This window comes from Arthrobacter sp. 3Tela_A (genome assembly GCF_049311025.1).
GTDB lineage: Bacteria > Actinomycetota > Actinomycetes > Actinomycetales > Micrococcaceae > Arthrobacter_B.
In genome coordinates this window covers 1-17962 of the sequence record NZ_JAXIOM010000044.1, presented here as the reverse complement: position 1 = coordinate 17962, position 17962 = coordinate 1, and the positions used below count along the sequence as shown (strand labels likewise).

Annotated in this window: 19 protein-coding genes; 5 read left to right on the top strand and 14 right to left on the bottom strand. The window is 66.9% G+C overall.

Annotation, left to right across the window (positions count from 1 at the left end):
* Positions 1-5: 5 nt before the first annotated feature.
* Both TVC13_RS12920 and TVC13_RS12915 read right to left on the bottom strand, forming a co-directional pair.
* Positions 6-974 (bottom strand): hydroxymethylglutaryl-CoA lyase, encoded by a 969-nt coding sequence (locus tag TVC13_RS12920; RefSeq protein WP_422401596.1) that lies wholly within the window; start codon positions 972-974, stop codon positions 6-8.
* The gene (locus TVC13_RS12915) at positions 971-2179 is read right to left on the bottom strand and encodes a CaiB/BaiF CoA transferase family protein (protein ID WP_422401595.1); all 1209 of its coding nucleotides are present in this window, start codon (positions 2177-2179) and stop codon (positions 971-973) included. The genes TVC13_RS12920 and TVC13_RS12915 overlap by 4 nt, the downstream gene beginning before the upstream one ends.
* A 249-nt stretch (positions 2180-2428) precedes the next feature.
* Between TVC13_RS12915 and TVC13_RS12910 the strand changes: the two genes are divergently transcribed.
* Genes TVC13_RS12910 through TVC13_RS12900 form a run of 3 tightly spaced genes read left to right on the top strand, consistent with a single transcriptional unit; the run spans position 2429 to position 6989 of the window.
* Entirely contained in the window at positions 2429-4501 is a 2073-nt protein-coding gene (locus TVC13_RS12910) for a hydantoinase/oxoprolinase family protein (RefSeq protein WP_422401594.1), read from the top strand.
* Between the two features lie 5 nt (positions 4502-4506).
* Positions 4507-6381, top strand: coding sequence for a hydantoinase B/oxoprolinase family protein (locus TVC13_RS12905; protein ID WP_422401593.1), 1875 nt, complete (start codon positions 4507-4509; stop codon positions 6379-6381).
* Positions 6378-6989 carry an isochorismatase family protein gene (locus TVC13_RS12900; RefSeq protein ID WP_422401592.1) on the top strand — a complete coding sequence of 204 codons (612 nt, stop codon included), beginning with the start codon at positions 6378-6380 and terminating at the stop codon, positions 6987-6989. The genes TVC13_RS12905 and TVC13_RS12900 overlap by 4 nt, the downstream gene beginning before the upstream one ends.
* Here TVC13_RS12900 and TVC13_RS12895 read toward each other — a convergent pair.
* A complete protein-coding gene (locus TVC13_RS12895; RefSeq protein WP_422401591.1) occupies positions 6986-7807 on the bottom strand; it encodes a transporter substrate-binding domain-containing protein in 822 nt (273 codons plus the stop codon). The two genes, TVC13_RS12900 and TVC13_RS12895, sit on opposite strands and share 4 nt — an antisense overlap.
* Positions 7808-7944: 137 nt before the next feature.
* Positions 7945-8589, bottom strand: a complete 645-nt coding sequence (locus TVC13_RS12890) for a LysE family translocator (RefSeq protein WP_422401590.1) — start codon at positions 8587-8589, stop codon at positions 7945-7947.
* Between the two features lie 73 nt (positions 8590-8662).
* Here TVC13_RS12890 and TVC13_RS12885 point away from each other — a divergent pair, with 73 nt between their 5' ends.
* Positions 8663-9316 (top strand): peptidyl-tRNA hydrolase, encoded by a 654-nt coding sequence (locus tag TVC13_RS12885; protein ID WP_422401589.1) that lies wholly within the window; start codon positions 8663-8665, stop codon positions 9314-9316.
* On the opposite strand, the gene TVC13_RS12880 is transcribed toward TVC13_RS12885, so the two are convergent.
* The 6 genes from TVC13_RS12880 to TVC13_RS12855 form a co-directional block, all read right to left on the bottom strand.
* On the bottom strand, positions 9313-9636 hold the full coding sequence (locus TVC13_RS12880) for a hypothetical protein (RefSeq protein ID WP_422401588.1): 324 nt from the start codon (positions 9634-9636) through the stop codon (positions 9313-9315). The two genes, TVC13_RS12885 and TVC13_RS12880, sit on opposite strands and share 4 nt — an antisense overlap.
* 107 nt (positions 9637-9743) lie before the next feature.
* On the bottom strand, positions 9744-10496 hold the full coding sequence (locus TVC13_RS12875) for a hypothetical protein (protein WP_422401587.1): 753 nt from the start codon (positions 10494-10496) through the stop codon (positions 9744-9746).
* 505 nt (positions 10497-11001) lie between these two features.
* A complete protein-coding gene (locus TVC13_RS12870; RefSeq protein WP_422401586.1) occupies positions 11002-11388 on the bottom strand; it encodes an RNA-binding S4 domain-containing protein in 387 nt (128 codons plus the stop codon).
* 14 nt (positions 11389-11402) lie between these two features.
* Entirely contained in the window at positions 11403-12308 is a 906-nt protein-coding gene (locus tag TVC13_RS12865; RefSeq protein ID WP_422401585.1) for an HNH endonuclease, read from the bottom strand.
* 22 nt (positions 12309-12330) lie between these two features.
* Positions 12331-12621 (bottom strand): DUF1540 domain-containing protein, encoded by a 291-nt coding sequence (locus TVC13_RS12860; protein ID WP_422401584.1) that lies wholly within the window; start codon positions 12619-12621, stop codon positions 12331-12333.
* Positions 12622-12742: 121 nt separating this feature from the next.
* A complete protein-coding gene (locus tag TVC13_RS12855; RefSeq protein ID WP_422401583.1) occupies positions 12743-13600 on the bottom strand; it encodes a hypothetical protein in 858 nt (285 codons plus the stop codon).
* A gap of 109 nt (positions 13601-13709) precedes the next feature.
* Between TVC13_RS12855 and zapE the strand changes: the two genes are divergently transcribed.
* Positions 13710-14777 carry a cell division protein ZapE gene (gene zapE, locus TVC13_RS12850; protein WP_422401582.1) on the top strand — a complete coding sequence of 356 codons (1068 nt, stop codon included), beginning with the start codon at positions 13710-13712 and terminating at the stop codon, positions 14775-14777.
* Here zapE and TVC13_RS12845 read toward each other — a convergent pair.
* From TVC13_RS12845 to TVC13_RS12830, 4 genes are all read right to left on the bottom strand, one after another.
* On the bottom strand, positions 14774-15727 hold the full coding sequence (locus TVC13_RS12845; RefSeq protein ID WP_422401581.1) for a hypothetical protein: 954 nt from the start codon (positions 15725-15727) through the stop codon (positions 14774-14776). The two genes, zapE and TVC13_RS12845, sit on opposite strands and share 4 nt — an antisense overlap.
* A complete protein-coding gene (locus TVC13_RS12840) occupies positions 15724-16095 on the bottom strand; it encodes a DoxX family protein (protein WP_422401580.1) in 372 nt (123 codons plus the stop codon). Before TVC13_RS12840 ends, TVC13_RS12845 begins: the two co-directional genes overlap by 4 nt.
* A 77-nt stretch (positions 16096-16172) precedes the next feature.
* Positions 16173-17228, bottom strand: a complete 1056-nt coding sequence (locus TVC13_RS12835; RefSeq protein WP_422401579.1) for a LacI family DNA-binding transcriptional regulator — start codon at positions 17226-17228, stop codon at positions 16173-16175.
* A 5-nt stretch (positions 17229-17233) separates the two neighbouring features.
* Positions 17234-17962 (bottom strand): alpha-amylase family glycosyl hydrolase (locus TVC13_RS12830; RefSeq protein ID WP_422401578.1); only part of this gene is annotated, 729 nt, incomplete at its 5' end.

The following is a 17962-nucleotide window of genomic DNA, read 5'->3' as shown; positions in this document are numbered from 1 at the left end:
CTACGTTATCCCTTGCCGGAGGCGGGTTCTTCCGCCGGCCAGCGGGCTTGGGCGAGCTGTGCCCGGGTGCCGCCGCGGGAAACGAACGACGCCGACGCCCGGCCGGTCAGCTCAACGATCCGATCGGCTGCCAGCAGGTAGCTGTCAAGGTCCACCCCCGTGTGGATGCCCAGGCCGTCGCACAGATGAACCAGATCCTCGAACGGGGCGTTGCCCAGCACCGACGGATCGCCAGGGAACCACAGATCCCCGCCCAGCCCGGCGAAAGAGCCCTCAATCCAGTCCGTGCCGGCCTGCAGGGCAGCCAGCGCGTTCGCGGGGGCAAAGCCGTTGCGGTTATGCAGATGGACGCCGACTTCCAGGCCGGGGTACAGCTCGCGGACTTCCCGGATTCCGTCATAGATCTCTCCGGGCTCTTCCTGCCCGGAGGTGCCGGCCAGATAGACGCCGGCTGATCCGGCGGACACCGCAGCGTCCACCACCCGCAGACGCTCTTCGCGCGTCACCGGCCCCCGTCCCGGAGCGAAGAACGAGCAGGCGACGGCGGTCACCAGGCGGAGGCCCGAGGCCCTTGCCAGTTCCCCGATGCGCGCCAGTCCCTCGAGGGCTTCATTCACGGACAGGCGCTGGTTGCGCCGGCTAACCTCCTCGTCAGCCGAAACCACCACCACCAGTTCATCCAGCCCGCAGTCCACTGCCCGTTCGGCGCCCCGGTAATTCGGGGCGAGTCCGCGGTAGCGTACGCCTGGAACCCGGGGAACAGCCGCCATGACCTCAGCGGCGTCGGCGAGCTGGGGCAGGACTTTCGGATGGGCGAAGGACACCGCCTCGATCTCCCGAACCCCGGCGTCAATGAGCAGCTGCACCAGCTCCACCTTGGCGGCCGTGCCCAGCGGCTCGGGAACGGACTGCAGCCCGTCACGGAGCCCGACTTCCACCAGCCGGACCGAAGCGGGGAGGCCCGGCAGGCTCATGCCACACCCCTGGCGCGGAGATCCTGCAGCCTGCTCCCGCTGACACCGATGCCGGCAAGCACTTCCTCCGTGTGGGCTCCCAGTTCCGGGCCGGGCCAGCGGACAGTGCCGCGGGTGCGGCTCAGCCTCGGGAAGACGTCCTGCATGGCGACCGGACCGAGCGCCGGATGTTCCACCTGGGTGATGGATCCCCGGGCGGCGAACTGCGGATCCGAGAACATGTCCACCGGCCGGAAGATCCGCCCGGAGGGAACGCCGTGTTCCTCCAGCAGCGCCTCCAGCTCCGCCGCCTCAAGGCCGGAGGTGAAACCGGCAATCAGGTCATCGAGTTCGCTCTGGCGTTCTCCGCGCGCGCCGTGGGTCGCATAGCGCGGATCGGCTGCCAGATCCGGGGTGCCCATGGCCTTGGCGAGGCGGGAAAAGACGGTGTCCTGGTTCGCGGCGATCAGCAGCCACTGGCCGTCCCGGGTCGGGTAGACGTTGCTGGGAGCCACGTTGGGCAGTACCGCTCCGGTGCGCTCGCGCTGATAGCCGGTGACCTGCCATTCCGGCACCAGGGATTCCATGACCCCCAGCACTGCCTCGTAGATGGCGGAATCGACAATCTGCCCCTGGCCGGAGGAGTTTCTCTCCTGCAGGGCAGCCAGCGCACCGATGGTGGCGAACATGGCAGCCAGGGTGTCGCCTATGGAGATGCCCACCCGCGACGGCGGCGTCGAGGGGTCGCCCACCACATAGCGCAGCCCGCCCATGGCCTCGCCGATTGCTCCGTAGCCGGCGCGCTGGGAATAGGGCCCGTCCTGGCCAAAGCCGGAGACACGGACCATCACCAGCCCCGGGTTCTCCCGGCGCAGCTCCTCGAAGCCCAGCCCCCAGCGTTCCATGGTCCCGGGACGGAAGTTCTCAATCACGACGTCGGCCCCGGCAATCAGCTGCCTGGCCAGCTCCTGCCCCTCCTGGTCCCGGAGGTTCAGCGTCACCGAACGTTTGTTGCGTCCAACTACGGAGAACCACAGCGAAACACCCTGCGGCAGCTGCCGGCCCCACTGCCGCATCGGATCCCCGCGTGCCGGATCCTCGATTTTGACGACGTCGGCGCCCAAGTCGCCGAGGAGCTGTCCGCAGAACGGGCCGGCCAGCAATTGCCCCATCTCAACAACCCGGATGCCCGCCAGCGGGCCGCCGGGTTTCGTCTCTGCTGCCATGGGTACTCCTCCTGAGCTGGGCGAAAAACGGTCAATCTGCATACAACTTGGCAGTCACCCCCGAGGAATGTCAAGGAGTATCCAACGCGGTGTCGAACGCTTGTATGCAATCTCTTGACAGTCCCAAATCGCAGATCTAGCCTGATGCCACGAATGTGACGCAGGCAACATCGGAAGCATTCCCGGCTCGGATTCCCTTCCGCCGCGTCCTCCCCTGCAGAGATGCGGCACCACCCCCAAGGAGACCTGATGGCGTTTCGGCTAGGCGTGGATGTTGGCGGCACATTCACGGACATTTTGCTGGTGAATGAAGACACCGGCCAGACACACCGGTACAAGACATCCTCCACCCCGCAGGACCAGTCGGTTGGGGTGCTGTACGGGATCCAGCAGGTCTGTGCGGCGGCCGGGGTTGATCCCTCCGAGGTGAAGGACGTACTGCACGGAACTACGGTTGCCACCAACGCCATCCTGGAACAGAAAGGCGCCCGGGTCGGCCTGGTAACCACCCGCGGCTTCCGCCAGGTGCTGCAGATTGCCCGGTCCTTTGTTCCCGGCGGCCTGGCCGGCTGGATCATCTGGCCCAAGCCGGAACCACTGGCAGACCTTGAAGACACCGTTGAGGTAACAGAACGGGTCTCGACCACGGGGGCGGTGCTGACGCCGCTGGATGAAGACGACGTGCGCCGCCAGCTCGCCAAGCTGCGGAACAACGGCGTCGAGGCCCTGAGCATCTGCCTGATCAACGCCTACGCCAACGGAGACCACGAGGCACGGATCACTGAAATAGCCGCTGAGGAACTGCTCGGCGTCCCTGTCTCCCGCTCCTCCGTGGTGCTCCCGGAGCTGCGCGAATACGAACGCGCCATCACCACCGTGGCCAACGCCTACGTGCAGGGCCAGGTTTCCGGGTACGTCCGCAGCCTCGACCAGCAGCTGGCCGGCGCCGGCATGGACGCCCAGCTCTCGATCCTGCGCAGCGACGGCGGACTGGTTTCCGGGGCTGTTGCCGCGGACAATCCCGTATCGCTGCTGCTTTCCGGCCCGGCCGGCGGTGTTACCGGTGCTGCCTGGGCTGCTGAACAGGCCGGCTACACCGATTTCCTGACTTTCGACATGGGCGGCACGTCAACGGACGTCGCATTGGTGCAGAACCTGCAGCCGCGGATCGGACGGGAGACCACGGTGGGGGACCTGACTGTCCGCGCCACCTCCGTCGACGTGCGCACCGTGGGAGCCGGCGGCGGATCGATTGCCCATGTTCCGCCGCTGACCCAGGCCCTGCGGGTGGGCCCGCAGTCCGCCGGTGCCGCCCCCGGGCCGGCGTCGTACGGACGCGGCGGCACGGAACCGACGGTGACAGACGCGAACGTGGTGCTGGGCTACCTGCCCGCCGAACTCGCCGGCGGCGAGATTGGGCTGGACACCGAAGCCGCCGCAGCAGCAGTCAAGACAATCGCGGACGCCACCGGACTGAACGACGTCCAGCGGGCAGCCGAAGGCATTGTGCACATCGTGAACGAGAACATGTTCGGGGCGCTGAAACTGGTATCCACCCAGCAGGGATTCGATCCCCGGGACTTCGCGCTGGTTGCCTTCGGCGGCGCCGGACCACTGCACGCCAACGCTCTTGGCAAGCTCACCGGGGCGTGGCCGGTGATCATTCCGCCTTCCCCCGGGGTGCTCTCCGCCTACGGAGATGCAACCACCAGCCTGCGGGACGAAGCAGCCCGCACTTTGGTGCGGCCGTTCAGCGACTTTACCGATGCCGAACTGGCGGGCCTGCTCGATGAACTCACCGCCATCGCCCGCGAATCCCTGCTCGCTGCGGGTCTGGGGGAAGAGGACCTCACCATGGGCTATTCGGCCGACGTCCGCTACCACGGCCAGGGCTTCGAGATTCCGGTTCCGCTGGACTACGAGGCCTTCGCCGCGGGAGAAGGAGCCGGCTTTGCCCGCCTGCGGTCAGCGTTCGACGCCGAGCACCAGCGGCTCTTCTCCTTCCTGCTGGATAACGAACACGAGCTGGTGACGGTCCGGGCCACGGTCAACGGACCGCATCCTGAGGTCGCCTCCATCACTCTGGAAACGGGCGGCGAAGACCCCTCCGCCGCGGAACGGACCCGGGCCGGCATCTTCGTGGACGGAGAAACGGTCGAGGCCGTGGTCTACGACCGGAACCGCCTCCGGGCCGGGAACATTGTGCCCGGTCCGGCCATCATTGCCGAAATGGATTCCACCACGCTGGTCCTGCCCGGCCACACCGCCACCGTGCATCCGCACGGCAGCCTGCTCATCCGCCCCGCAGATTCGAAGGAGTAGCCCCCATGGCCCAGCTAGTGGAAACCGCAGCCGAGCCGCTGCGCGAGGTGGACGTCGACGTCGTTACCCTTGACCTGATCGAAAATGCGCTGCGCAGCGCCCGCTACGAGATGGACGAGACGCTCTTCCGCACGGCCCTGAGCCCCGGCATCCGGGAACAGCATGATGAGTTCCCGCTGATCGCAGACCCCAGCGGCAAGATGATCGTGGGCCAGTTCGGCCTGTCCATTCCGGATTTCCTGGAGAACTTCCACGGGACGATTGAAGAGGGCGACGTCCTGATGACCTCGGACCCGTACTCCTGCGGAGCGGCGATCAGCCACGCCAATGACTGGCTGGTGGTGATGCCCATCTTCTACGAGGGCAGGATCGTCGGCTGGGCCTCGCAGTTCGGCCACATGACCGACGTCGGCGGCAAGACCCCGGCATCCATGCCCACCGACGCGCGCACCATCTTCGAGGAAGGCGTGGTGATCCCGCCGTTCAAGCTCTACCGGCGCGGAGAGCGGGACGACACGGCGCTGGGCATCATCCTGAACCAGGTCCGCAAGCCGGACTGGAACCGTGCGGACCTGAACGGGCTGGTCGCCGCGTGCAGCACCGCTTCCCGCCGGGTGCAGGAAATGTGCGCACGCTTCGGCGTGGACACTTACACCTCGGCGCTCAACGCGTTGCTGGACCGGAACTACCGGGCCATGAAGACGCTGCTTTCAATGGTCTTCGAAGAGGGCAAACCACTGTCCTTCACCGACTACATTGACGACGACGGCCGCGGCTTTGGCCCGTACGAGCTGAAGATGACCATCACCCGCACCGGTGACAAGGTGCTGATCGACCTGACCGGCAGCAGCCCGCAGGCGCAGGGGCCGATCAACTACTACATCAACGAAAACCTGATCCGGATGTTCTTCGGGATCTACATGATCACCGTCGCAGACCCGCAGATCCTCTGGAACGACGGCTTCTACCCGCTGGTGGACGTTGAAATCCCCGATGACACGTTCTGGAAACCGCGCTACCCGGCAGCCCTGAACGGCCGCAACCACGGAATCGGCCGGCTCTTCGACCTGTTCGGCGGGCTGCTGGGCCAGGCCAACCCGGACCTGCTTAACGGCGCCGGGTTCTCCTCCTCACCGCACTTTATGTACTCCGGGAACTACAGCTCCGGAGACCGCCGCGGCGAGTGGTTCCAGCTGTACTCCATCGGTTTCGGCGGGATTCCGGGACGGCCGGTGGGAGACGGGCCGGACGGGCACTCCCTGTGGCCCTCCTTCACCAACATTCCATGTGAGTACCTGGAGTCCTACTACCCGCTGGTGATCGACCGCTGGGAAACCATCCCGGACACCGGCGGGGCGGGGCTGCACCGCGGCGGCAACGGCGTCGACGTCGCCTACCGTTTCCTGGAACCGGGCACCATCGCCATCCACGATGACCGCTGGCTCACCTATCCCTGGGGCGTGCGCGGCGGGGAACCCGGCGCCCGCGGCCGGAAGTGGATCGAGAAGGCTGACGGCAGCACCGTAGTCCTGCCCTCGAAAGTCCATGACGTCTCGGTGGCACCCGGAGATGTGCTGCACTTCGTCACCTGGGGCGGCGGCGGCTGGGGAGATCCGCTGGCGCGTGATCCGGAGCTGGTGTGCAAGGAAGTCCGCCGGGGCCTTGTGACCCCTGAAGGTGCGCGGGCCTATGGGGTGGTGTGCTCTGAAAGCGGGGAGCTCGACGCCGATTCCACCGTGTCTCTGCGCGGAAAGCTGGCGGAGGGGCGCCCGGAAGAGCTGCCGCTGTTCAACCGCGGCGGCGAACTGGCGGATCTGCTGGCCAACGCGGAAGCTGAAACCGGGCTGAAGGCTCCGTCCCCTCCGGTGGCGATGCTGTGAGTTTCTCGGAGGGATTCGACGGCACCCTTGTTCCGGGGGCGGTGCCGGCCGTGGTGTCCGTGGACCTGATGCGGGCGTACTTCGATCCGCAGAGCCCGCTCTGCCTGCCGGAGAAGCAGTTCCTGGACACCGCCGCCCAGGTCCTGGAATCGGCCCGTGCCAACGGCGTTCCGGTGCTGCACACCCGGGTCAGCTACGGCCCGGAGGGAGCGGACGGCGGCGTCTTTATCCATAAGATCCCCGCGCTGCGGCTGCTGATCGGGGACAGCGAACTTGGGCAGATCATGCCGGAAGTAGCGCCCCTGGACGGGGAAACGGTGCTGGTGAAGCAGTACGCCAGTGCGTTCTTCGGCACTGATCTGGCCCAGCTGCTGCACACCTGGGGCGTGGACACAGTGGTGATTGTGGGAACCAGCACCAGCGGCTGCATCCGGGCCAGCGCCGTGGACGCCATGCAGCACGGTTTCATCCCGATCGTGGTGGCTGATGCCGTCGGGGACCGGGATGAAACCGTGCACGGCGGGTCGCTCTACGACCTGCAGGCGAAGTACGCGGAGATCTGGCAGAGTCCTGCGGTGCTCGAGTACTTCAACGCGGCCGGGGATTAGCCCTCAGCTGCACCCCACCACGGTTCCTTGGCGGCGTCGTACGTGCCGTCATTCTCGGCCAGGTTCAGCCATTGGTTGACGTACTCCTGGAACACCGTGTCCCCGAGCGGCAGCAGGTAAGCCTTTTGGGAGAAGTTGAACGGGTTGTCCGGATCCACGGCGCAGAGTTCGGGGTATTCGTTGGCGACCCACTTCACCTCGGCGGCGTCGGTGGTCATCACATCCGCCCTGCCGGCGACGATCTCGTCGAAGATCCTGTTGTTGTCCTCAAAGCGGATGATCTCGCCGTCCGGGTAGTTCGTGTCCGCGAAGATTTCGTTCGTGCCCCCGATCGGAGTGATGGAGCGGACGCCGGGCGTGTTGATCTCCTCCACCGTGTCGTAGAGCTCTTCCTTGCCGCAGAGGGTGATCGGGGTCTTGCCGTCGTCCAGGACGGGATCGGTGTAGAACGCCTGCTGGGCACGCGCCAGGGAAATTGAAACGCCGCCTACCCCGATGTCACATCCGGCCAGGAAATCGGGCATCAGGTCCTTCCACGTGGTCTGCACAAACTCGACGTCAACGTCGAGCCGCGCTGCGAGGTCCTGGGCCATCGAAATGTCGATTCCGCTCCACTCGCCGGTGTCCGGATCCTTATAGGTGAAGGGCCGGTAATCGCCGGTGGTACAGACCTTCAGGGAACCCCGCTCCGTGATCGCAGCGAGCCGGGACTCGGGTCCGGACTCTTCCGCGGCAGCCGGCGGCTCCTCCGCGGAGGCAGTACATCCGGTGGCCAGCAGTGCGGCTGCGGCAAAAACGGGCAGCAGGCGGTACTTCATATGTTGCTCCTTTTCTGGTGGGGGACGGAGCGTCATTGCTCCGTCCTCCCAGACTTAGCAGGAGCCGCAGATCTGCGTCTGCCCTAGTCAGAGCCACATAGTGGGTGCGATGCCGATTTGTTACCGTTCAGGCAGCGTCAGTGCTTGAGCGCCAGCGAGGCGCCGAATCCCAGCAGCGCGAGGCCGGTCACCCGGTCGGTAATCTTCACCGACCGCGGTGCCTGCAGCGCCTTCCGGGCCAGATGTGCAGCGGAAATGAGCAGCGCAAACCAGAGAACGCTCAGCAGTACATGGATACCAGCCAGGGCCAGGCCCATCAGCAGCGGAGAGACACCGGCGGGCATAAACTGCGGAATCATGGCGATGTAGAAGACACCTACCTTTGGGTTGAGCAGGTTGGTGCCCAGGCCCTTTGCCCACGAGGCCGCCAGCCGTTCACCCGGCAGCGCCGGTACCGGAACCCCGCCGGCCGGCACCGGAGCATGCCGGCGGCAGAAGGATTTGTACAGAATGGAGCAGCCCAGCCACAACATGTAAGCCGCTCCGGCCAGCTTCAGGGCTGTATAGGCAGCCTCGGACGCCGTGAGCAGGGCGGAAATGCCGACGGCGGCCGCAGCGCCCCAGAGAAAAGCCCCGGTATTGATTCCCAGACCGGTGGCCACGGCGTGCCGCGGCCCCTGGCTGATCGCCGAACGCAGCACCATGGCTGAGTCCAGCCCAGGCATGATGGTCAGCAGAACGGCGACGGCGGTGAAGCCCAGCAGGGCTTGTTCGACAGACACAGGCTCATCGTAACTGCGCGGGGCCGCGGTAAGTCCACGATGACAGCCGGCTGCGCCGTGGGAAACTGGGGGAGTGCATCCCAGCGATACCGTCCAGCCGATCCTGCTCCGCGTGGATAAAGAAGACCCCGCCGCCCACCGTGACGCCGTAGCAGCTGCAGCGCTTGCCTGCGTGCTGGCCTACGCCCGGCGGGAGAGCGACGAAGCCTGGGAAGACTGGGTGCACGGACGGTTCACCAAGACGGTGCGGCGGGCCGGTCCCAAACCCTTCGCGAAGCTCAGCCCGGGTGCGCAGTCCGGGACCGTGGTTATCGGCAAGGCCGAGGCAGCGGCGTTCGAGCCGCAGCGCTACGAAGATATGCCGCGGGCGCTGCGCTCCCTGCAGGTCTCCGGAACCCAGCTCCCGGCAGGCGACCCCATGCCGGCCAGCCAGGCGAACCCGCTGATTGTGCTTAACGAGGACCTGGCCATGTCCACCGGGAAGGCAGCGGCGCAGGCAGCCCATGCCCTGCTGGCCTGGTATCTGGACCTCGCGCCGGAGCAGGCCAGTGCCTTTGCCGCGGATCCCGGTGCCGCAGTCACCGAAGTCCCCGCGGAACGCTTCCGCGAACTGGCTTCCATGTCCGGCGCCGGCCCGCTTATTGTTGACGCCGGCCTTACCGAAATCGACCCGGGCTCAGCCACTGCGTTTGTGGCGCCCCCGGGGCTGTCCCTGCCGCAAGGCTAGCGGGACAGGTCCTTTTCCGCGGCGGGCAGGATCAGTTCTTCGTCCTGAAGGACGTCCACCGGGCGTTTGCCGGAGAGCAGCGGGTTCGGCCGGCAGAACCACTGGAGCAGTTCCTCATCCCGCCAGCCGCCCAGGCGTCCCAGCCGGATGATGTCCTTGACCGCGGGAACCATCCGGGTTCGTGTCTGAAATCCCGGATACAGGAACGTTCCGTTATCCGCGACGGCGAGCACACGCGCCTTGCCGGTCAGATGGCCGGCGCGCAGATTGTCCTGACCGCCGAAGTCCAGCTGGTCGGCCAGTTCACTGATCGTGTACATCCCGAATTCCCGCCGGACCGGGCCCCAGGGATCCGCCGCCGCAGCACTTTTGTTCCCTTTCCTCCCGAGGGAACCTGCTGCTGGCTTTTCCGTCATGGGTGCCACTGCTAGGAGGCCATCCGGAGCGCTCCGAGACGCCGTGCATCACGCGCACGGGCGTCAAGGTCTGCGGCAGCCTGGGCCGGAAGATCGATAATGCCGCGCAGCGAACGCCGCAGGGTTCGGTAGGCACCTTCGACCTCGGTTGGCGATGCTCCGCCGTCGAGCAGCAGGTTCAGGGCGGCGCGCGCCGTCGCCAGTTTGCCGCGTTCAGCTTCCGTGAGCTTGGACTGCCCGCAGCGGCGGGCATAGTTTTCTGCCGTCCGCAGCGCCACTTCAAAACGGTCGACGGCCAGGTGCAGCCGGGCGGGGTCGGTACCCCGTTCCGCTTCGCGGATCCCCTGCATTGCCACGATGACCTCGCGGATGACCGGATCGCTGTAATCGGTCATCACCGGATACTCGATGAGGAGGGAAACGTCAGTTTCATACCTGGACCAGGACACCAGGGCCGCATCCCGGCGGCTTTGTGCAGCTTCCCAAGAGGAGGCCGTGGCAGCGGCCTGTGACAGACGGTTCCGCCGAGCCCTCAGCAGCTTGGCTGATCTGTTTGCTCCCACCCCGAGCGCGGTAAGTGCTGCGACTCCCAGCGGTGGAATGACGAAGGCCAGCACGAATGTGTAGGCGGGCGGCACGGCACCCCAGATCGCCCAGGACGCAAAGGAGAGGAGGGCGTAAACGCCCAGTACTACCAGGCCGGAGCCCAGGGCGAAAAGAACCAGTGCAGCCGCAGCAAGCCTGCGGGCTATTCTCTTCAGCATGCCGACAGGATAGCCGGTGAAGCTGAATTCCGGCAGGGAGTCCGGCCCGGGGCAGCGGACCCTAAGTCCGGGCTGCCCGGACTTGCCGCACGCCGCAGGAAGTTGAGCAAGAAATGCGGCTTTCTTTGGGAAATCTTGGGGAAGGCGTTCCTAGAGTCTGTCCATGGGGACTTACAACGCAACGTCACGCAGGAAACCATCCGATGATGTACTTACTCCGTCTTCCGTACCGGCGGCCGGAATCCGCTGGGTACATTCCAGCCGGACCCAGGGGGCACCGGCCAGGCCGTCGCTGAAACCGGGGCAGGTCTACGTCACGCGCCGGGGCACCGTCTACCACTCCTACTGGTGCCAGGTAGTCCAACGGACCTGGGAGTTTAACCGCCCGGCCCTTCAGGTCTGTGCCCAGGATGCTGTGGGGTCCCGCCGTCTCTGCCGCTCCTGCGCGGAGGAAGCCAACCGCTCCTGAACCGGTTCTCCGGGGATGCGGGAGCAGCCTTTGCGGTTACTGCCGCACGCCCCGGAGCCGTTCCAGCTCCCGGCGGTCTTTCTTGGTGGGACGCCCGGTGCCGCGGTCACGCTGCGGAATGCCCAGAGCCGGTACGGGGGGCCGCTCGGGAGTGTGGTCCGCGAAGAAGTGCGACGCCGCTTCGGCGCCAACACGTTTGGCTATCAGTCCGCGCACTTCAAGGATCCGTTCGAACCCGGGCTGCCGGACCCGGATGGTGTCACCCGGCTGGACGGCGGCCGCGGCCTTCGCCGGGTTGCCGTTTAGCTTGACGTGTCCCGCCCGGCAGGCGGCCGTGGCAGCGGAGCGGGTCTTGTAGGCACGGATAGCCCACAGCCATGCGTCGATGCGCACGGTACGGGAGGTGGCGTTCGGAATGCTCATGGTGATTCCCGAGTCTAGTCCGCCGTATCGTTTCCCCGGCCCCGAAGTCCCAGAAGGTCCCGGGCCTCTGCCTCGGCCTGCAGCTGGTCGGCAGTAATCGGGTTGCCCTGGACCACGGCGTCGTGCACCGGCACGGTCCGCGCCGCCAGCAGCCGCCTGAGTTCAGCGGGGGTATAGGGATCCGGAAACCCTGCATGGGCCATGGTGTGGCAGGTGGGACACAGCGGCACCAGGTCCGTTGCCGGGTCCAGCTCATACTGGTCTGTGAGCAGCGCCGGCGGCACAATGTGGTGCACCTGGAGCACGCCTGCACCCTCCGGACCGAACATCGCTTCGGGATCAAGGCCGCAGACCGAGCAGGCGGGGCCGTGATGGGCGCGGCAGATGCGCGCTGCGTCTGGATCGGATTCGTAGCGGCTGGCCAGGGACCAGCGCACGGCTTGCTGGGGCAGGGAGCCCGGCAAGGGATGGGGAGATCCGGTGCGTCCGTTCGCGGCGCTGTTGGTCCAGGCCCTGCGGACGTCTTCTCCGGTGCCCGGGTCCAGAGCGGCAACGCCGCCGGGTTCAGGGAAAAGAACGCGGATTTCTGCCGGAAGGCCGGCCAGTGGAACCGTTTCGTCCGGCGGGAGCAGTACGTCAATGTCGACGTCCACAAGGTGGAGCCGGCCCTCCGGATCGCCCTCCCGACCGGACACGGCATAGGGCGATGAGGTGACCACCCCGTGGCCGGCCAGTCCGGGGCGCTGGCCGGAGACCGCAAACCAGACGTCCGAGCCGGGTTCCAAATCGTGGGCGGCTGCGGAGATGTCCCAGACAGCCCGGAAGAACCCGGATTCAGAGGCTACGGCGGCAGCAGAGTGATAGTCGGGCTGCCACGCCTCCGGCCAGACCGGGTCCCAGCCAAGCAGGGCCCCGGTCATCCGGCGTCTGCCAGGGGAGCGGTCAACGCGGCTGGTACGTGAGGCAGTCGGCGAGTTCCGCGCCGGGGCCAACACGTACGTCGTGTGCGTCGCACATCAGGTGGTCGTTGTAGCGGCATTCTTCGCGCTGGCAGGCGCCGACGCTGGCCAGGACCTTGGGCAGGCCGCCGGTGGCAGAGGTATCGATGAAGGTGGCGCAGCTGGCGTGGTCCTGGGAGCCTCCCACGGTGATGGCGTAGGCCGTGCAGCCGTCGTGGTTGAAATCGCAGTTGTGGACCGAACAGTCGGATACGGGTGCTACATGGTCAGTCATGGTTCCTCCCGTGCTTGGTGCCGGATTGGATCGTGCCCGAGTTCCGAACGTACCACCGTCCCGCCGGAATAATTAGCACGAATTTCTTGGCCGTAATTCGCCGGGACAGGGGGTTGGCGGCTTATTGCTGCAGGATCGAGACGGCCACCAGGACGGCGGTGACGGTCAGCAGGAGCCTGAACAGGAACGAGGCTTCGGGATAGATTCTGTTCAGCCACGGCGGAACCCTGCGCCTGGGCGCGGGCCAGGAACGGGCGTCGCAGCGGATGACGGTGGCGGTGAAGACAATGGCGCCGCCGACGCCGCAGATGGTGGTGAGCACTCCCACCAGGGTGCTGTCCCCGCTTAGGCCGCCGGAAGCTACAACACCCACGGCCAGGCCCAGGGCGCTGCCGCGTCCCACGAAGTCCAGGTAGCGTCCCATTGCCGGCAGGAAAACCGATAGGAAACGGCGGGCGGCGGCAGTCCGGAACAGCGACACCGCAGCCTGGGCATGAAGCCGCGAAGTCCCGCGGAGCTCGCTCCAGGTCCGGGCGGTGTTCACTGCCGGTGCCAGCTCGTCCAGGGCGGTCGCCAGGATCGATTCCTGTTCGGAAACCAGGCGGGGCCGGCGCAGCAGACGGGCCAGCGCGACGGCGCTTTGGCGGCGCTGGGCGGGGGAGGGGCGGGAGTGCCTGCGCTGTTCCTGTTTCCTTGCCCAGCTGCTCTCATCGGCGGAGGGCAGCATAAGCCGCGGATCGGTCAGGGTCCGGACCATGCGCCGGCCCAGCGCCGACGCCGAACGGGCAGGTTCCTCCACCGGCTCCCGCAGCTGTGCGGCCCGTTCCTCCACCAATTCCAGGTAGCGGTCGGTCAGGGCAGGCAGAACGGTGTTGTCCCAGCACGCCCGGCCCACAATGAACACACCAAAAACCGCGGAGACCAGGGCGGTAACCTGGCTGACCGTCCAGAAATCCAGGCCCGCCCACAACTGCTGCACTGTGCCCCTTGCCGCCGTCCTTGTTCGAACGCCGCAGTCTGCGCCGTCGCTGAAATCTTGCCACAACCGAGCATTTGGCGGCCGCAGAACGCTTCTGTATAACCGGAGTATGACCTCCGTGCACCTTGACTCCACTTCTGCGGCGGTGCAGCAGGCGGCTGCAGCGGCGGGACTGGAACTCGACGGCGCGCAGCTGGCGGTGCTTCCGCTGCTGGCCCGGGCGGGCGCCGCCGCCGTCTCCGGAGAAGAGGTCACCGGATCTTCGCTGTACCTCTGGGGCCCTCCCGGCCGCGGGAAAACCTGGCTGCTGGACGCTTTCTACGATTCCGTGCCCGTGGCCGAAAAACGCCGGCTGCACTTCCACGACTTCTTCCGCGAGCTGCATGCCCGCACTTTCGAAGGATATGGCCGGAAAGGGTACGCGCAGCAGTCTGCGTTCGCCGCAGGGCTGGACGCTTTGCTGGGGGATGCCCGGCTGCTCTGCTTCGACGAGTTCCACGTCAACGGGCCGGCCGACGCAGCTTTTGTGACCCGGCTGCTCCGGCAAGTGATCGAGCGCGGCATTGTGCTGGTGGCGACGTCGAACTATGCCCCGCATGAGCTGCTCCCGGATCCGATGTTCCACCATCTCTTCGAACCCGGGATCGAGCTGCTCACCACAAATCTTCAGGTGGCCTCCCTGGACGGGGAACTGGACTACCGGTCCGCCGGCCCGCGCGGAACGTCCGGGTTCGCTGCCGGCTACCATCTGCGTGCACCGGATCCAGCAGTCATGGAAACAGCAGGACTGCGGACACCGGATCCGGCGGAGGCAGCCGTGCTCAAGCCCGGAACGCTGGCACTGGAGGCGGAGCGTGCCGCCGGAGGGCAGCTCTGGTTCACCTTTGCCGAACTGTGCGGCAGCCGGTCAGCGGCGTCCGACTACCTGGCGCTGGCCCGGGATTACCGCCACTGGGTGGTCTCCGGTGTTCCGGACACCACCCATGAAGACCCGAATGCCTGGCAGCGGTTCGGGAATCTGGTGGACGTGCTTTACGACGCCGGCTGCCGCCTGGACGTACTCGGCTTCAGCGACTACGCCGGCAGCTTCCCGGGCATTGCCCACCCGATTGACCTGGCAAGGGTCAGCAGCCGGTTCGGAATGCTGACTGTGCTTCCCCGGAATCAAACCGGCTAGCGCAGCGAGTCCAGTTTGGTCTCTGCCTTCTCCACAGCCCGCCGGGCTGACCTGGCCTCCCGCCGTGCTTTGTCGCGGGAGCGTTCAAGCGTCCCGCGCCGCCGGTCAAGCTCGCTGACCTCACGTTCCAGTTCCCGGATCCTGTCCCGGAGGTCATCGATCTCATCCGTCAGTCCGTCCCGGAACGACGCCTGGTTCTGAACCTCGGACTGGACCTCTGCCAGCCTCTGCTCCGCCTGGTCAGCCGCTTCGCGGGCGCCGGAGAGTTCCTCCTCGGCCTGGCGAAGGGCCTTCGCCCGTGCTGCCTGCTGCTGCCGGGACGTGCCCTTCGTTCCCGCTTTTGAATCCGTTGCCGTGTCCTTGCCGGCACCGGGTGTCTGCTGCTTTCGGGACGCGGCAGAGACCAGCGGTGCCGCGGAATCCGGATCCGCCACAGCGCCGTCGAGCTCCACCGGCTCCCAGCCGTTGGCAGCAAGTCCGCGGACCAGCCGGCCGGAGGCAAGGGCCTCAGCCGCGTCCGGGTCCGTCATCGCAGCCCACAGGGTCTGCTCCACCTCGGCTGCGACTGCTGCGCTGACTGGATTCCCCAGCTTGTCTGCCAACTGGCGGGCTTCGCGGGCCAGGGTCCGCAGCATCCGGTGCCGTTCGGAGTTCAGGCGACGCAGTTCCTCACGGTCCAGATCTGCCTGTGCTTCCCGCAGCGAGGCGCCCAGTGCCAGGACACTGGCGATGGCCGGGCCCTCTTCGCGGATCAGCATGTTGGTCAGCCACGCGGCTGCCGAGGGCTTGGGCAGGGCCTTGAGCCGCTTGCCGAGCTCCGGGTCACCGTTCCGGGCGGCTGCGGCAGCTTGCGTGTTGCGCGCTGCCGTGAACTGTCCCGGAAGCAGGCCGTAAAGCCGGGTGATGGCTTCGCCCGGATTCTCGGTTTCCTGCTTCTGCGACGGCGTCATCCCGGATAGGGACCAAACCGGCCAATGGCGACAAAAACGTTCACGGCCAGCAGGATCGCCGGCAGGGCCACGCGCTGGCGTTCTCTGCGCCGCAGGTGGACCGCGACGGCGCAGCCCATCATCACGGCCAAGGCGCAGGCAGCGATCGGTGTCAGGATGGGGGCCACATCTGTGGCTGCCGGAAGCAGCAGGCCAAGGGCGCCGAGGATTTCGGCCACCCCAATGAGCTTGACGGCCCAGGCCGGGAAATCAGCAGGCCAGCGCAGCACCCGCACCAGCTTGGTGTAGGGCTGCACCAGCCGCATCACCCCAAGGCCGAAGTACAGCAGGGCCAGCACGATCTCCGCTACCCACAGAAACACCAGCATGGATGATCCTCAATCCCCCGTTCCCCGCCGGCAAACCCGGCATGGCCATCCTATCCAGCTGCCCGGCCGCGGCACAGCTACGGAGCGGCCCTGCCCGGGAAACCGGGCGGCACTGCGGTGCTGGAGCGGACCACGAACTCCGTGGGGTAGAAACCGGTAAGCAGCTCACCGCCCACCGGCTGCCGGCGCAGCAGGGACAGCACGGCGCCGACGGCGGCGGCTCCCTGTCCGGCCGGATCCTGGCTGATGGTGGTGAGGCCAAAGACCCCGGACAGTTCGTGGCCGTCGATCCCGATCACGGACAGGTCCTCCGGTACCCGCAGGCCCAGCTCGCGCGCGGCCAGGATTGCGCCGACCGCGATCTCATCAGCGGCACAGAAGATCCCGGTGACTCCGGCAGACGGGTCGGCCAGCAGGGACTTGGCAGCGGCATACCCGCCGGCCACGCTGAACTCGGAGCTGCGCAGCCAGGCCGGCTCGGCAGTGATTCCTGCCTCCGCCAGGGCAGAGCGGTACCCGTCCTGACGGGTGCTGCCCATCCGGAAGTCGCGTTCGAGTTCCTCGCCGCCGCCAATGTGGGCGATCCGGGTGTGCCCGAGCGAGATCAGGTGCCGGGTGGCCAGAGCGGAAATGCTGAACTCATCGACCCGTACGGTGGGGGTGTCCGGCAGCGGACCGCCGATGGCGACGATCGGCTTGCCGACGTCGCGCAGCTGTCCCAGTTCCTCCTCCGTGAGGCGCAGCGCCACCGTGATGACGGCGTCGAGCCTTTTCCGGCGCAGCATCTCCTTGAGCACGCTCTCGCGGTGCCCCGGGCCGTCGGAGGTGTTGTACAGCGTCAGGTCGTAGCCCGCCTCGATCAGGGCAGAGGCTGCCCCTTCAAGGACCTGGGAGAAGTACCAGCGGCCCACTGTGGGAAGAACGATTCCGATGTTCCGGCTTCGGCCCGAGGCCAGTGAGGACGCGTTGTAGGAAATAACGAATCCGAGTTCTTCCGCCGCGGCACGGACCTTCTGCCGGGTGCTCTCGGAAACCCGGCCGTTGCCGCTGAGTGCCCGGGAGACTGTCGCAGCCGAGACCCCTGCCCGGACGGCGACTTCACGAATTCCTGCCCCGCGGGCACTGCGTTCCACGGTGTTTAGGCTAGCCGAATCCACACGGCGGCATCCGGTGCCAGCATGCCGCCGGAGCCGGCGGCAGGAATGCTGCGGGCCAGGACCTCGCCGGCCGGCAGTTCCACCGGCTGCGTGCCCATGTTCATGACGGCCAGCACATTCCCGTTGACCAGTGACACAACACCCTTGTCATCGTGCTCGGGCCACCATGCCAGCGACCCGTGGCCGAGGTTCAGTTCGCGCCGCAGCGCGAGTGCGTCCCGGTACAGGTTCAGCGTCGAGTCCGGGTCCTGTGCCTGCAGGTTCCTGGACAGCTCCCGCCACTGCTCCGGCTGGGGCAGCCAGGACTTGCCGGTGCTGCTGAACCCGTACGACGGCGCATCCGCCACCCAGGGCAGCGGCACCCGGCAGCCGTCCCGGCCCAGGCGCTCGCCGCCGGTGCGGTGGAAGGTGGGGTCCTGGCGGTGGCCGTGTTCGAGCATGGTGTGGTCCGGCATGCCGAGTTCTTCACCCTGGTAGAGGTAGACGCCGCCGGGAAGGGCGAGCATCAGCAGTGTTGCGGCCCGCGCCCGGCGCAGCCCCAGCTCATGATCCGGCTGGAAGTCTTCCGGGCCCAGGCCGTCGCCGGGACGGGTGTGGCCCGGAGCCTGCCCGAAGCGGGAGACGTGGCGGACGACGTCGTGGTTGGAGAGGACCCAGGTGGTGGGGGCGCCGACTTTGTCGAAGGCTTGGAGGCTGGTTTGGATGATGCG